The 12,272-nt window shown below is 73.3% G+C and carries 12 protein-coding genes and 1 pseudogene; 11 read left to right on the forward strand and 2 right to left on the reverse strand.

Features of this window, described 5'->3' with window-relative positions:
- Positions 1–100: 100 nt before the first annotated feature.
- The 9 genes and pseudogenes from Prum_RS27375 to Prum_RS27415 all read left to right on the forward strand — a co-directional run bounded on the left by Prum_RS27375 (position 101) and on the right by Prum_RS27415 (position 8,742).
- Positions 101–1,237, forward strand: a complete 1,137-nt coding sequence (locus Prum_RS27375; protein ID WP_173079092.1) for an inositol-3-phosphate synthase — start codon at positions 101–103, stop codon at positions 1,235–1,237.
- Complete coding sequence (locus Prum_RS27380) at positions 1,234–2,070, forward strand: SCO3242 family prenyltransferase (RefSeq protein WP_173079093.1); 837 nt, start codon at positions 1,234–1,236, stop codon at positions 2,068–2,070. Before Prum_RS27375 ends, Prum_RS27380 begins: the two co-directional genes overlap by 4 nt.
- Entirely contained in the window at positions 2,067–2,903 is an 837-nt protein-coding gene (locus tag Prum_RS27385; RefSeq protein ID WP_246278124.1) for a sugar phosphate isomerase/epimerase family protein, read from the forward strand. Before Prum_RS27380 ends, Prum_RS27385 begins: the two co-directional genes overlap by 4 nt.
- Positions 2,900–3,502, forward strand: coding sequence for an EboA domain-containing protein (locus Prum_RS27390; protein ID WP_173079094.1), 603 nt, complete (start codon positions 2,900–2,902; stop codon positions 3,500–3,502). Before Prum_RS27385 ends, Prum_RS27390 begins: the two co-directional genes overlap by 4 nt.
- A pseudogene (locus tag Prum_RS27395) lies at positions 3,502–4,349 on the forward strand (TatD family hydrolase). Before Prum_RS27390 ends, Prum_RS27395 begins: the two are co-directional and overlap by 1 nt.
- Positions 4,349–5,437 (forward strand): metabolite traffic protein EboE, encoded by a 1,089-nt coding sequence (gene eboE, locus Prum_RS27400; protein WP_173079095.1) that lies wholly within the window; start codon positions 4,349–4,351, stop codon positions 5,435–5,437. Before Prum_RS27395 ends, eboE begins: the two are co-directional and overlap by 1 nt.
- Positions 5,434–6,819 carry an alkaline phosphatase family protein gene (locus Prum_RS27405; protein ID WP_173079096.1) on the forward strand — a complete coding sequence of 462 codons (1,386 nt, stop codon included), beginning with the start codon at positions 5,434–5,436 and terminating at the stop codon, positions 6,817–6,819. Before eboE ends, Prum_RS27405 begins: the two co-directional genes overlap by 4 nt.
- Complete coding sequence (locus Prum_RS27410) at positions 6,816–7,886, forward strand: polyprenyl synthetase family protein (RefSeq protein ID WP_173079097.1); 1,071 nt, start codon at positions 6,816–6,818, stop codon at positions 7,884–7,886. The genes Prum_RS27405 and Prum_RS27410 overlap by 4 nt, the downstream gene beginning before the upstream one ends.
- Positions 7,887–7,914: 28 nt before the next feature.
- Positions 7,915–8,742, forward strand: a complete 828-nt coding sequence (locus Prum_RS27415; protein WP_173079098.1) for a sulfotransferase family protein — start codon at positions 7,915–7,917, stop codon at positions 8,740–8,742.
- A gap of 114 nt (positions 8,743–8,856) precedes the next feature.
- Here the strand turns inward: Prum_RS27415 and Prum_RS27420 are convergent, their stop codons facing one another.
- Positions 8,857–9,708 carry a hypothetical protein gene (locus tag Prum_RS27420; protein ID WP_173079100.1) on the reverse strand — a complete coding sequence of 284 codons (852 nt, stop codon included), beginning with the start codon at positions 9,706–9,708 and terminating at the stop codon, positions 8,857–8,859.
- A gap of 53 nt (positions 9,709–9,761) precedes the next feature.
- On the opposite strand from Prum_RS27420, the gene Prum_RS27425 reads away from it, so the two are divergent.
- Together Prum_RS27425 and Prum_RS27430 are read left to right on the forward strand one after the other, a co-directional pair.
- Entirely contained in the window at positions 9,762–10,049 is a 288-nt protein-coding gene (locus tag Prum_RS27425) for a hypothetical protein (RefSeq protein WP_173079102.1), read from the forward strand.
- 53 nt (positions 10,050–10,102) lie between these two features.
- On the forward strand, positions 10,103–10,873 hold the full coding sequence (locus Prum_RS27430; RefSeq protein WP_173079104.1) for a hypothetical protein: 771 nt from the start codon (positions 10,103–10,105) through the stop codon (positions 10,871–10,873).
- On the opposite strand, the gene Prum_RS27435 is transcribed toward Prum_RS27430, so the two are convergent.
- On the reverse strand, positions 10,870–12,093 hold the full coding sequence (locus tag Prum_RS27435) for a PucR family transcriptional regulator (protein WP_173079106.1): 1,224 nt from the start codon (positions 12,091–12,093) through the stop codon (positions 10,870–10,872). The two genes, Prum_RS27430 and Prum_RS27435, sit on opposite strands and share 4 nt — an antisense overlap.
- Positions 12,094–12,272 lie beyond the last annotated feature (179 nt).

The raw sequence follows: 12,272 nt of genomic DNA on the forward strand, positions 1-12,272 counted from the left end.
CCATCTCGCTCGGCGGGTGGACGGGGCCCAATGGTTGTGAAATTGGCGCGGTGTGCCCGATTCGCACCAGACGCTGGTATCAATCAAGGGGGAGGTCAACATGGCGACTGGCATTTGGCTCGTGGGCGCGCGCGGCTCGGTCGCCGTGACGAGCATGGTGGGCGCGACGGCACTGCGGGCGGGGCTCGCCGAGCCGACCGGCTGCGTGACGGAGCTGTCCCAACTGCGCAGCCCCGCGCTGCCCGCCCTCGGCGACCTGGTCTTCGGCGGCCACGACCCGGTCGCCACGCCGCTGGCCAAGAAGGCCGACGCGCTCGCCGCCGCCGGCGTGGTCCCGGCGCGGCTGGTCGCCGCGCTGTCCGACGAGCTGGCGGCCATGGAGCCGGAGGTACGCCCGGTGCCGGCCGCCCCGAGCCAGCGGGAGACCGCGGCCATCATCGCCAGCGACATCGCGGCCTTCCGGCAGCGCCATGGGCTGGAGCGCGTCGTTGTAGTGAACGTGTCCTCGACCGAGCCGGCCGCGCCCCCGCATCCGGCCCACGCCGACCCCGACGCGCTCGAGCGCGCCCTCGCGGGGCCCGACCCGGTGCTACCGTCCAGTTCCCTGTACGCGTACGCCGCCTTCACCACCGGCTGCTCCTACGTGGACTTCACCCCGTCGACCGGCGCCCGCCTGCCGGCGTTGGACGCGCTCGCGCACCGGCACGCCGTGCCGTACGCCGGGCACGACGGCAAGACCGGGGAGACGCTGGTGAAGTCGGTGCTCGCCCCGATGTTCGCGATGCGGAACCTGCGGGTGCGGACCTGGTCGGGCACCAACCTGCTGGGCGGCGGCGACGGCGCCAACCTCGCCGAGCCGGGCGCCAACGCGGCCAAGTCGAGCAGCAAGCAGCGTGTCCTGGGCGAGACGCTCGGGTACGAGCCGCAGGGCACCACCCGGATCGAGTACGTCGACGACATCGGCGACTTCAAGACCGCCTGGGACCTGATCACGTTCTCCGGCTTCCTCGGCACCGCGATGCGAATGGAGTTCACCTGGCACGGCTGCGACTCGGCCCTCGCCGCGCCGCTCGTACTGGACCTGGCCCGGCTGACCGCCGCCGCCCACCGGGCCGGGCGCACCGGCCCGCTGCCCGAGCTGGCGTTTTTCTTCAAGGATCCACTCGGGACCGTGCCGCATTCGCTGCCCGAGCAGTGGGCCGCGCTGAGCGCGTTCGTGCGTGGACTGTCCTCGTGAGACTCGCCGATCTGGTACGCCTCGTCCGGGCGCCCGCCGCGCTCTCCGTACCAGGGGATGTCGTGGCGGGTGCGGCCGCGGCCGGCGATCTGGGCCCGCGCACGGCGGGCCTGGCCGCCGCGTCGGTGTGCCTGTACTGGTCCGGCATGGCCGCCAACGACTGGGCCGACCGCGAACTGGACGCCGTCGAGCGGCCGGAGCGGCCGATCCCGTCCGGCCGGGTGTCGCCGGGGCAGGCGGTGGGCATCGCCGCCGGGCTCACCGCGGCGGGCGTGGCGCTGGCCGCCCTCGCCGGTGGCCGGCGTGCCCTCGCCGTCGCGCTGCCGCTGGCCGGCGCGGTGTGGGCGTACGACCTGAAGGCGAAGAACACCCCGGCCGGCCCGGCGGTGATGGCCGCCTGCCGGGGGCTCGACGTGCTGCTGGGCGCGTCCGGCGGGCGGGTGGCCCGGGCGCTGCCGGCGGCGCTCACGGTGGCCGCGCACACGTACACCGTGACCGAGCTGTCCCGCCGCGAGGTGTCCGGCGCCGGCCGGACGCTGCCCGCGGCGACGCTCGCCGGGACGGCGGGGGTGGCGGTGGCCGCCGGGGGCCGGCGCGTCACCTCCGGTGCGCTCGCGGTCTGGTACGCCGCGGCGTACGGCGGCGCGCAGGTGCGGGTGGCCGCTGATCCGTCCGCGGCCATGGTGCGTGCCGCCGTCGGTGCCGGCATCACCGGGCTCCCGTCGTTGCAGGGCGCGCTCACCGCCCGCGCCGGCCAGCCGCTCGCCGGCTTGGCAGTCGCCGCCATCGCGCCCCTCGCGCGCGTCCTCGCCCGGAAGGTGTCCCCGACATGAGATCACCCCACAGCATGCGCTTCGGATACGGCACGAACGGCTTCGCCAACCACCGGCTGGCCGACGCGCTGTCCGTCATCGCCGACCTCGGGTACGAGGGCGTGGCGCTCACCCTCGACCACGACCACCTCGACCCGTTCGCGCCCGACCTGGCCCGGCGTACGGCCGAGGTGGCGTCCATGGTGGACCGGCTCGGGCTGGCGGTCGTCATCGAGACCGGCGCCCGCTACCTGCTCGACCCGTGGCGCAAGCACGCACCTACGCTGCTCGACGACGACCCGGCCAAGCGGCTGGAGTTCCTGCGGCTGGCCGTCCAGATAGGAGCGGACCTGGGCGCCGAGGCGGTCTCGTTCTGGTCCGGCGTGGCGCTGGCCGGAACCCCTGACCCCTGGGACCGGCTCGTCCGGGGCTGTGCGGCCATTGTCGACGTCGCGGCCGGCGCCGGCGTGACGCTAGGCTTCGAGCCCGAACCGGGCATGCTCGTGTCCGACATCGCCGACTGGCGGCGGCTGCGCGCCGACCTCGGCGACCCGCCCGGCTTCGGCATCACCCTCGACATCGGACACTGCCGGTGCCTGGAGCCGTTGCCGGTGCCGGACTGCGTGACGGCCGTCGCCGAGCATCTGGTCAACGTGCAGATCGACGACATGCGCCGGGGCGTGCACGAGCACCTGGAGTTCGGTACCGGCGAGATCGACTTCCCGCCGGTGCTCCGCGCGCTGACCGAAGCCGGCTACCGCGGGCTCGTCGCCGTGGAGTTGCCCCGGCACTCCCACGCCGCCCCGTCGGTGGCCGCCGAGTCGATTGAGTTTCTGCGGAAGGCTCAACCATGACCGTTGAGGCGTTGCGAGTGGCCGCACCCCGGGATGGGTGGCTGGGGGAGGCGCTGGAGCGCGTCGCGGCCGACCCGGACGCGATCGCGCGGCTCTTTCCCGCGGCCGGGCGCCGGTGCGGGCGGGCGCCGCTGCCGGAAGCGCCCGGCTGGACGGCGGACGAGGCGGCGCGGGCGCTGCTGCTCGCCGCGCTGCCCGCCGACCATGCCGTCGCGCAGGCCGAGGCCGCCTACCGGTACGGCGACGCGGCCGAGAAGCGGGCCGTGCTCAAGGCGTTGCCGCTCCTGCCCATCGGCGACGCGGCCGTCCTGCTGCTGCACGACGCCATCCGCACCAACGACACCCGGCTGGTGAGCGCCGCGCTCGGCCCGTACGCCCGGCACCTCGACGCCGCCGCCTGGCGGCAGGCCGTGCTCAAGTGCGTCTTCATGGGCGTGCCGTTGGCCACTGTGGACCGCCTCGACGAGCGTGCCGACGCCGAGCTCGCCACGATGCTGGCCGGGCTCGCCGACGAGCGGTACGCCGCCGGCCGGGACATGCCGCCCGATGCGGTGGCTCTGCTGGATCGTCTACTGAGCCGCCGAGAACAGGGGGCGTGATGCGCATCTTCGACCCGCACATCCACATGACCTCGCGCACCACCGACGACTACGAGCGGATGGCGGCGGCCGGCGTACGGGCCGTGGTGGAGCCGGCGTTCTGGCTGGGCCAGCCGCGCACCAACGCCGGCGCGTTCACCGATTACTTCGACTCGCTGGTCGGGTGGGAGCCGTTCCGGGCCAGCCAGTTCGGCGTACGGCACCACGCCACGATCGCGCTCAACCCGAAGGAGGCCAACGATCCCCGCTGCCGGGAGGTGCTCGGCCTGCTGCCCCGGTACCTGGAGAAGGACGGTGTGGTCGCGGTCGGCGAGGTCGGGTACGACTCGATGACGCCCGAGGAGGACGAGGTATTCGCCGCCCAACTCGCCCTCGCGGTCGACCACGAGCTGCCCGCGCTGGTGCACACACCGCACCGGGACAAGGCCCGGGGCACCGAGCGGAGCCTCGCCGTGGTGGCCGAGTCCGGCCTCGAACCGGGCCGGGTCGCCATCGACCACCTCAACGAGGTGACCGTCAAGCTGGTCCGGGACACCGGGTGTTGGCTGGGCTTCTCCATCTACCCAGACACGAAGATGTCGCCGCCGCGGATGGTGAGGATATTGCAGGAGTACGGCCTGGAGCGGATGCTGGTCAACTCCGCCGCCGACTGGGGCCGCTCCGACCCGCTGCTGACCCGCGAGACAGCCGACGCGATGCTGGCCGCCGGGTTCACCGAGGACGACGTCGACCTCGTGCTGTGGCGCAACCCCGTCGAGTTCTACAGCCAGTCCGGGCGGCTCGACTTGTCCTCCGCTTCTTCGGGGGCACATTCGAGGGCAACTCGATCCTGCGAGGTGGTAGCTGATGCACCTGAGCTACTGCACCAACGTGCATCCGGCCGAAGACCTCGACGGCATCATCGGGCAGTTCGACACGTACGCCACCGCGATCCGCCGGCACCTGGACGCCGACGTGCTGGGCCTCGGGCTGTGGCTGGCCGCGCCGGTGGCCGCCGAGCTGGCCGCGGACCCGGCGGCACGCCGGCGACTGCGCCGGGAGCTGGACGCCCGGGGCCTGGAAGTGGTGACGCTGAACGGGTTCCCGTACGAGGCGTTCCAGGCGCCGGTCGTGAAGCACGCCGTCTACCACCCGGACTGGACCGACCGGCGGCGCCTGGACTACACATTGGACCTCGCCCGGGTGCTCGTCGACCTGCTGCCCGAGACCGCCGCCCGGGGCTCGGTCTCGACGCTGCCGCTGGCGTGGCGGGAGCCGTGGGACGCCGACCGCTCGTCCGCCGCCGGACGCCTGCTCGATGAGCTCGCGCGTGGGCTCGCCCTTCTTGAGCGGCCGATCAGGGTCGGGTTCGAGCCGGAGCCCGGCTGCGTCGTCGAGAACACCACGCAGGCCGCCGCGCTGCTGTCCGATGTGGATACCTCGCGGCTCGGCGTGTGCCTCGACCTCGCCCACCTCGCGTGCGCCTGGGAGGACCCCGCCGAGGCGCTGGCCCGGCTGCGGGCGGCCGGCCTGCCGGTGGTGAAGGTCCAGGTGTCCGCCGCGCTCGAGACCGCGGACCCGGTTGGCGCCGATTCGGTGCTGCGCACTTATGTGGAGCCCCGCTTCCTGCACCAGACCCGCTCGGCGGCCGGGCCGGCGGCCGACGACCTGGACGAGGCGCTGGACCGGCGCATCCCCGGCCCGTGGCGGGTGCACTACCACGTGCCGCTGCACGCCGAGCCGGTCGCCCCGCTGACGTCGACGGTGCCTGTGCTGCGGGCCGCGCTGCGCGAGCTGATCCGGCAGGACGCGTGCGACCACTTCGACGTCGAGACGTACACCTGGGGTGTGCTGCCCGAGGAGATCCGCCCGCGGACGGACGCCGATGTGGCCGCGGGCATCGCGGCCGAGCTGGCGTTCGCCCGCGCAGAGCTGTTGACGGAGGTCACGCCATGACCACGAAGCTGGTCGTCATCGACGTGGTGGGGCTGACCCCCCGGCTGCTGGCGCACATGCCGCGGCTGCGCGCGGTCGCCGACGCCGGCTTCCACGCCTCGCTGGGCACCGTGCTGCCGGCGGTCACGTGCACCGTGCAGTCCACGTTCCTGACCGGGGCGCTGCCCGCGGAGCACGGCATCGTGGGCAACGGCTGGTACTTCCGCGACGTCGGCGAGGTGCTGTTGTGGCGGCAGCACAACGCGCTCGTCGGCGGCGAAAAGCTGTGGCAGGCCGCGCGCAAGGCGCGTCCCGGCTACACGGTCGCCAACGTCTGCTGGTGGTACGCCATGGGCGCCGACGTGGACTGGACCGTCACGCCCCGCCCGATCTACTACGCCGACGGCCGCAAGGAGCCCGACTGCTACACGGATCCACCGTCGCTGCACGACGAGCTCACCGGGACGTTGGGCGGCTTCCCGCTCTTCACGTACTGGGGGCCGGGCGCGGGGCTGCCGTCCTCGCGCTGGATCTGCCAGGCCGCCCAGCAGATCATGGCCACCCACGACCCCGACCTGACCCTGGTGTACGTCCCGCACCTCGACTACGACCTGCAGCGCTTCGGGCCGTCCGCGCCCGAGGCGGCGGCCGCGGCGCAGGCGCTGGACGGCGTGCTCGGCCCGTTGCTGGACGCCGCCAACGCCCGCGGGGCGACCACGGTCGTGCTGTCCGAGTACGGCATCACCGAGGCCCGCCGCCCGGTCGACGTCAACCGCATGCTGCGCATCGAAGGGCTGCTGCGGGTGTACACACAGGACGGTATGGAGTATCTGGACCCGTGGACGTCCCGGGCGTTCGCCGTCGCCGACCACCAGATCGCCCACGTGTACGTCAAGGATCCGGCCGACGTCGCCGCCGTCGCCAAGCTGTGCGCCGCGCTGCCCGGCGTGGCGGAGGTGCTCGACGAGGGTGGCAAGGCGGCCCACGGCCTGAGCCACGAACGCGCCGGCGAGCTGGTGCTCGTGGCCGAGCCGGACGCCTGGTTCACGTACTACTACTGGCTCGACGACGCGCGGGCCCCCGACTTCGCCCGCCTCGTCGAGATCCATCGCAAGCCGGGGTACGACCCGGCCGAGCTGTTCTTCGACCCGGCCGGCCCGGGTGCGGCCAAGCGGCGGGCGGCCACCGCGCTGGCCCGCAAGAAGCTGGGCATGCGCTACCTGATGAACGTCGTCGGGCTGGACGCCGGGGCGCAGGCGGTACGCGGCTCGCACGGGCGCCTGCCGGGGCACCCCAACGACGCTCCGGTCCTGCTCTGCTCGGACCGCGCGGCGGCCCGCCCGCACATCGCCGCGACAGAGGTCAAGCGCTTCCTGCTCGGCCTGGCCGGGCTGAGACCATGACGATCGAGGTCGCCAGAGAGTCCGAACTGGACGAACTGCGCAGGCGGTTCGACTCGGCGCTGGCGGCGTTCATCGACCGGCAGGACCCGGAGTGGCCGGACGGCGCACCCCGCGGCGTCCTGGCGACGCTCCGCCGGTTCGTGCTCATGGGCGGCAAGCGGCTGCGCCCCATGTTCTGCTACTGGGGCTGGCGCGGCGCCGGCGGTGCGGACTGCGCCGAGGTGGTCGTCGCTGGGGCTGCGCTGGAGCTCTTTCACGCGTTCGCGCTCATCCACGACGACATCATGGACGGCAGCGACCGGCGCCGGGGCGAGCCGTCCGTCCACCGGGTCTTCGCCGAGTTGCACGCCCGGTCCGCGTGGCGCGGCGACCCCGCCTCGTTCGGCCGCAACACCGCGCTGCTCTGCGGCGACCTGTGTGCGGCCTGGGCCGACCAGATGTTTCACGAGTGCGGGCTGCCCGCCGCACAGATCCACCAGGGGTACGGCGTCTTCGCGCACATGCGTACCGAGGTGATCGCCGGGCAGTACCTGGACCTCGTCTCCGGCGTCGGCGACGGCTCGGTGGCCAGCGCCCTCACGGTGATCCGGATGAAGGCCGCCCGCTACACCGTCACCCGCCCGCTGCAGATCGGTGCCGGGCTGGCCGGGGGCGGCGACGAGCTGCACGCCGCGTACGCCGCGTTCGGCGACCCGCTCGGCGACGCGTTCCAGCTGCGTGACGACGTGCTGGGCGTCTTCGGCGACCCGGCGCTCACCGGAAAGTCCATCCTGGACGATCTGCGCGAGGGCAAGCCGACCGTGATGATGGCGCTGGCCCGCAGCGGCGCCGACCGGGCGCAGACGGGCCGGCTGCGTGACCTCTTCGGCAATCCCGATCTGGACGCCGGCGGCGCCGAGGAGCTGCGCCGGATCATTGTGGACACCGGCGCGCTGGAGCGGATCGAGCAGATGATCCGGGTACGCGCCGGCGCCGCCGTCGCGGCCCTCGCCGACGCCCCGCTCCCCGGCCCCGCCCGGGACGCGCTGGTGGCCCTCGCCGGATCAGCGGTCAACCGGCAGCGATAACGGAGTGTGGTGTGGCACACTCTGAGCCGTGACCCGTCGGCCCGCGGTTGACACGGTGCGCCGAGTGGTGCGCAGCACCCGGGCGTGGGCCCGGGCGGTCGCACCCGGCGCCTTGCCCGACTTTCTGATCATCGGTGCGCAGCGCTGCGGCACCACATCCATGCACCGCTACCTGGCGGCCCACCCGCAGGTGCGCGCCGCCACGGGCAAGGAGGTCCAGTTCTTCAGCATCCACTATGGACGCGGTGAGCGCTGGTACCGCGGCCACTTCCCGGCGCCGATGGCCGGGCGGCTCAGCTTCGAGGCGAGCCCGTACTACCTCTTCCACCCGCGGGCGGCGGAGCGGGCCGCGGCCACCCTGCCGTACGGGCGGTTCATCGCGCTGCTGCGGAACCCTGTGGAGCGGGCCTACTCGCACTACCTGCAGAGCCGGTCGGCCGGCGTGGAGCCGCTGACCTTCGCCGAGGCGATCGCCGCCGAGCACGACCGGCTGGCGTGGGCGCTGCGGGCCGGTCCGGACAGCCGGGCGGCGCACACCGTCCTGCGCCGGCACTCGTACGCCGCCCGCGGCCGGTACGCGGAGCAGTTGGAGCGTTGGTTCCGGCACGTGCCCCGGGAGCGGATCCACGTGGTGCGCAGCGAGGACTTCTACGCCGACCCCGCCTCGACGTACGCCGACCTGCTCGCGTTCCTCGACCTAGAACCGTTCCTGCCGCCGAGGTTCGCCCAGCACACAAGGCGACTGGAGCAGGGCGGCCCACCGCCAGACGTACGCGAGTCGCTCCGCGATTACTTCGTACCCCACAACGCCCGCTTGGCCGAGCTCCTGGGTTGGCACAACCCCTGGCCCGCCTGACCCCGCGGCGCGTACCCGATCAAGGAGATCCCCGCCGATCAAGGCCGAATGGCCGTGGTTTGATCTCCAAACCGCGACCTTTTGTCCTTGATCGGCGAGAAGGTCCTTGGTCGGCTAGCTGGCCTGGAGGTCGGCGCAGCTGGACTCGTCGGGCAGGAGGGGGCGCAGCATGACCGTCCAGCGCTTCCCGCCCGACGACCACGGGGTGATCGCGTTGGCCTTGGCGGCCGCGGTCAGCACCTTCGCGGTGTCCGCACCGGTCACCGTGACGCAGCCGGTGTCGAGGCCGCTGCCGACCGCGGTGCCCGGCAGTTGCGGGCCGGGCCAGGCGATCTCGGGCTGCTTGCCGGGTGCGCCGTCGGCGGCCACCCACGGGGAGGCGATGGCGGCCAGCGCGGTCACCGGGTACGTCTCCGCGTTGGTCGCCGGCACGGTCAGCGAGTCGATCAGGTCACGCAGCTTGGCGCGGGCGGCGTTCTGCTGCTCGGTCAGGCCGGACGCGGCGGCGTTGGCCTCGTTGAGCGCGTACACCTCGGTGGTCTTGGTGCCGCCGTCGGTGAGCACCGTGATGCGGGTCGAGGGGGCGTCGGATACCGGCGGTTGGCCGAAGTCGGTGGCGGCGCCCACCCCGGCGGCCGTGGCGCGCTCGACGAGGCTGTCGACCTCGGCGGAGGAGATGCGCCGGACCTGGATGTTGGGCAGGGCCGGGCCGGGGTATATCGCGACCACCGGGCCCTCGGTGATGACCCGCCCGTCGCCGTACACGCTGACGACCGGGAACCGGCCGGCGAGCATGGCGGGGGTCACAAAGCCACCGGTGTACTCCACCCGGAACGCCACCGTGGAGGGGTCGGCTGCCGAGCCGCCACCCGGTGCGGAGGTGCTGGGGGTTTCCTGGGCGCACGCCGCGACCAGGAAAAACATCGATGCGGCGGCGGCCGCGCGAGCACCACGTGCGATCGTCATCTCCATCTGACGGTGGCCGGGCCGATCCGGTTCCGCTGGGGTAACGTGAACGAATGTTGCGGGCACGGCTGGGGATCGGTGTCGCCGTCCTCGCTGTGCTGCTCGGCTTGAGCTGGTCGGCGCCGGCGGAGTTCGCCGCGCCGGTGTCCACGATGGCCGCCGCCGAGTCCCGAGTGTCCGCCGAGGTCGACGCGGCGATCGTGGTCGATACGCCGGCCGTCCCGGTGCCGGTCGACGTGGTGCCGAGCCGAGCCACCGTGCCACTGCCGGCCGCACCGGCCGCCGCGCGCAGCGCCGAGCGGTCGGCGACCGCCGGCCGCGCGCCGCCGCTGTCGCGCTGACCGCTCAGTCAGTTTCCTTCCCAACCCCTCCATCCGTGGGTGAGGTGTATCTGGTGGAATTCGCCGTTCACGAACTGTTGCTGGACATGCGGGGCGCGGCCCTGATCTGGCTCCTGCTGATCGCCGTCGGCGTCACACCGTTCATCGTCGTGGCGGCGCCACGACGCCGCGAAAAGCGGTCGCGGCCGCCGCGCCGGGAAAGGCCGCGGCGCGAGTCGTCCATCGTGCGGCAGGAGGAGCTTCTCCGGTACGCCGAAGAGGTCGCCGTTGCGGCGGGACGGGCTGCGGTGACGGCGGAGCGGCGGCGTGCCGAGTGGGCGGCCGTGTTGCGCACGCAGGAGGCCGCCTGGCGGGCGTACGACGAGGCCGAAGTCACCGCGCGACGTGCTATTCGAGCGGAGGCGTTCGGACTGCCGGATACACCAGGCACAGTGGACGACCTGGCGGGCCGGCGTCGTTATCTTGAGCGGGCGGCCACGGCCGCGTACCGGCGGGGTGACCTGACGGTGGAGCAGTTCGGCGACGTGCTGTCCAATCGCGACGGTTGGGACCCACGCCGGCACCCGTTCGAGCAGGAGACCAAACTGTGCGTGGCCCGGCGAGACCGGCTGCGCCGCGCCTGCGAAACACTGTCCGACGTGGAGCGTGCCGCGTGGCGTGCCGCCGAGGTGGCGGTGGCGGCGAAGCGCAGCCTGGACGAGGAGGCGTTGGCCGCCGGGCTGCGCGCACGGGACGTGCGCCGTCCGGTGCGCCGGCCGGTCCCCGTGCCGCGCCCGCTGCCGGCCTGGAACGCCGATACGGCCCCCATCCCGAGACTGGTTTAGGCCCAGTCGCCGGTCAGCCGGCCCAGCTTGAGCGCCAGGTGCAGGCAGAGCCGCTCGTTGCCGTCCTTGAGGTCGGTCTCGGCGAGTTGCTCGACGCGCTGCAGCCGGTAGTAGAGCGTGGTGCGGTGCAGGCGCAGCCGCTCGGCCGTGGCGTGCGCGTTGCCGGCCAGATCCAGGTAGGTCTCCAGCGTCTCCAGCAGCAGCTTGTTGGCCTCGTCGCGGAGCAGCCGCTCCAGCCCGGGATGCACGCCGCCCACGTCCAGGTGCCGACCGTCCAAACGGGACAGCACGCGGTAGATGCCGAGACCCGACCAGGCGACCACCCGGCCGAGCGCGGGCAGCTGCACGGCGACCCGCGCCGACTGCAGCGCCTCGTCGTACGACCGGGCGCCCTCGGCCAGGCTCGGGTACGTCTGCCCGACGCCCACGACCGTACGGCTGACCGAGGGGAGCCCGCGGGTGGCCGCCCGCAGCGCCTCGTCCAGCTGTGCCGCGGCGGTCTCGGGCGTGGGCCGGCCGGCACCCCCCGGCCCGCACAGCAGCACCACGCCGTGGTCGTGCCGCATCAGCTGCAGCGCGTCCCGGGGGCCGAGCCAGCGGCGGGTCAGCACCAGGGACTGCTCCAGCGCGATGCGGGCCACCTCGTCGGGGCCCTGGCCGGGCGGCGTGACGAGCTGCGCCACCAGCGCGGTGGTGGGCCCGTCACCACCGATGACGCCGTCCTCCAGCAGCGCCCGTACGGCGTGCGCGCGGCTGTCCGGGGCGTCCACGAGGAGCGTGCGGGCGGCCTCGGTCTCCCGCTGCGAGCTGAGCTCGCCGAGCAGGTTCTCCCGGTAGAGGGCGAGCTCCAGGTCCTCCATCGCACCCGTCGCGGCCTCCACGTCGGCGTCGCTCATCGAGCCGTCGGCGTCGATGAACCAGACGAACCCCAGCAGCAGGTCGTCGTGCCAGACCGGCAGGCACAGCCGGGGCAACAGGTCGAGATCCGGGCAGGCCGGCGTCCGTACCGGCTTGCGGGCCCGCATGATGCCCGCCTCCCGGAACCAGGCGATGACCTCGGGCGTGGTGTGCCGGCGCAGGATCGAGGCGCGGCGCACGCCATCGATCGGCTCGGCGTGCTCGCTGTAGACGACGACCCGCTGCCGCCTGTCTTCGATCAGCGCCGGCTTTCCTACGCGGGCGGCGACCGTGTCTACGATCCGCTGTAGCTCACCTCGCACTGACTCACTGTAGGGGTTTTGGGGGCCGGGGTGCCCTGCGAAGCCCGTCAGGCTTGATGTCTTCGCAGGTCACCCCGGCCCCCAAAACCTGACGGGGGCACCCAGTCACAAGAGGGCAGGCAGGCTTTAAACCACTCGGGAGTCCCCGCCGGGGTCTGAGTCCCCGGGGACTCGAAGGT

Origin of the sequence: Phytohabitans rumicis, assembly GCF_011764445.1 — a bacterium.
GTDB lineage: Bacteria > Actinomycetota > Actinomycetes > Mycobacteriales > Micromonosporaceae > Phytohabitans > Phytohabitans rumicis.

Coding starts and splice junctions, on each gene's coding strand:
- eboE (WP_173079095.1), top strand. CDS start 4,349: ATGCACCTGAGCTACTGCACCAACGTGCATCCGGCCGAAGACCTCGAC.
- Prum_RS27390 (WP_173079094.1), top strand. CDS start 2,900: ATGACCGTTGAGGCGTTGCGAGTGGCCGCACCCCGGGATGGGTGGCTG.
- Prum_RS27405 (WP_173079096.1), top strand. CDS start 5,434: ATGACCACGAAGCTGGTCGTCATCGACGTGGTGGGGCTGACCCCCCGG.
- Prum_RS27425 (WP_173079102.1), top strand. CDS start 9,762: ATGTTGCGGGCACGGCTGGGGATCGGTGTCGCCGTCCTCGCTGTGCTG.
- Prum_RS27375 (WP_173079092.1), top strand. CDS start 101: ATGGCGACTGGCATTTGGCTCGTGGGCGCGCGCGGCTCGGTCGCCGTG.
- Prum_RS27410 (WP_173079097.1), top strand. CDS start 6,816: ATGACGATCGAGGTCGCCAGAGAGTCCGAACTGGACGAACTGCGCAGG.
- Prum_RS27420 (WP_173079100.1), bottom strand. CDS start 9,708: ATGACGATCGCACGTGGTGCTCGCGCGGCCGCCGCCGCATCGATGTTT.
- Prum_RS27385 (WP_246278124.1), top strand. CDS start 2,067: ATGAGATCACCCCACAGCATGCGCTTCGGATACGGCACGAACGGCTTC.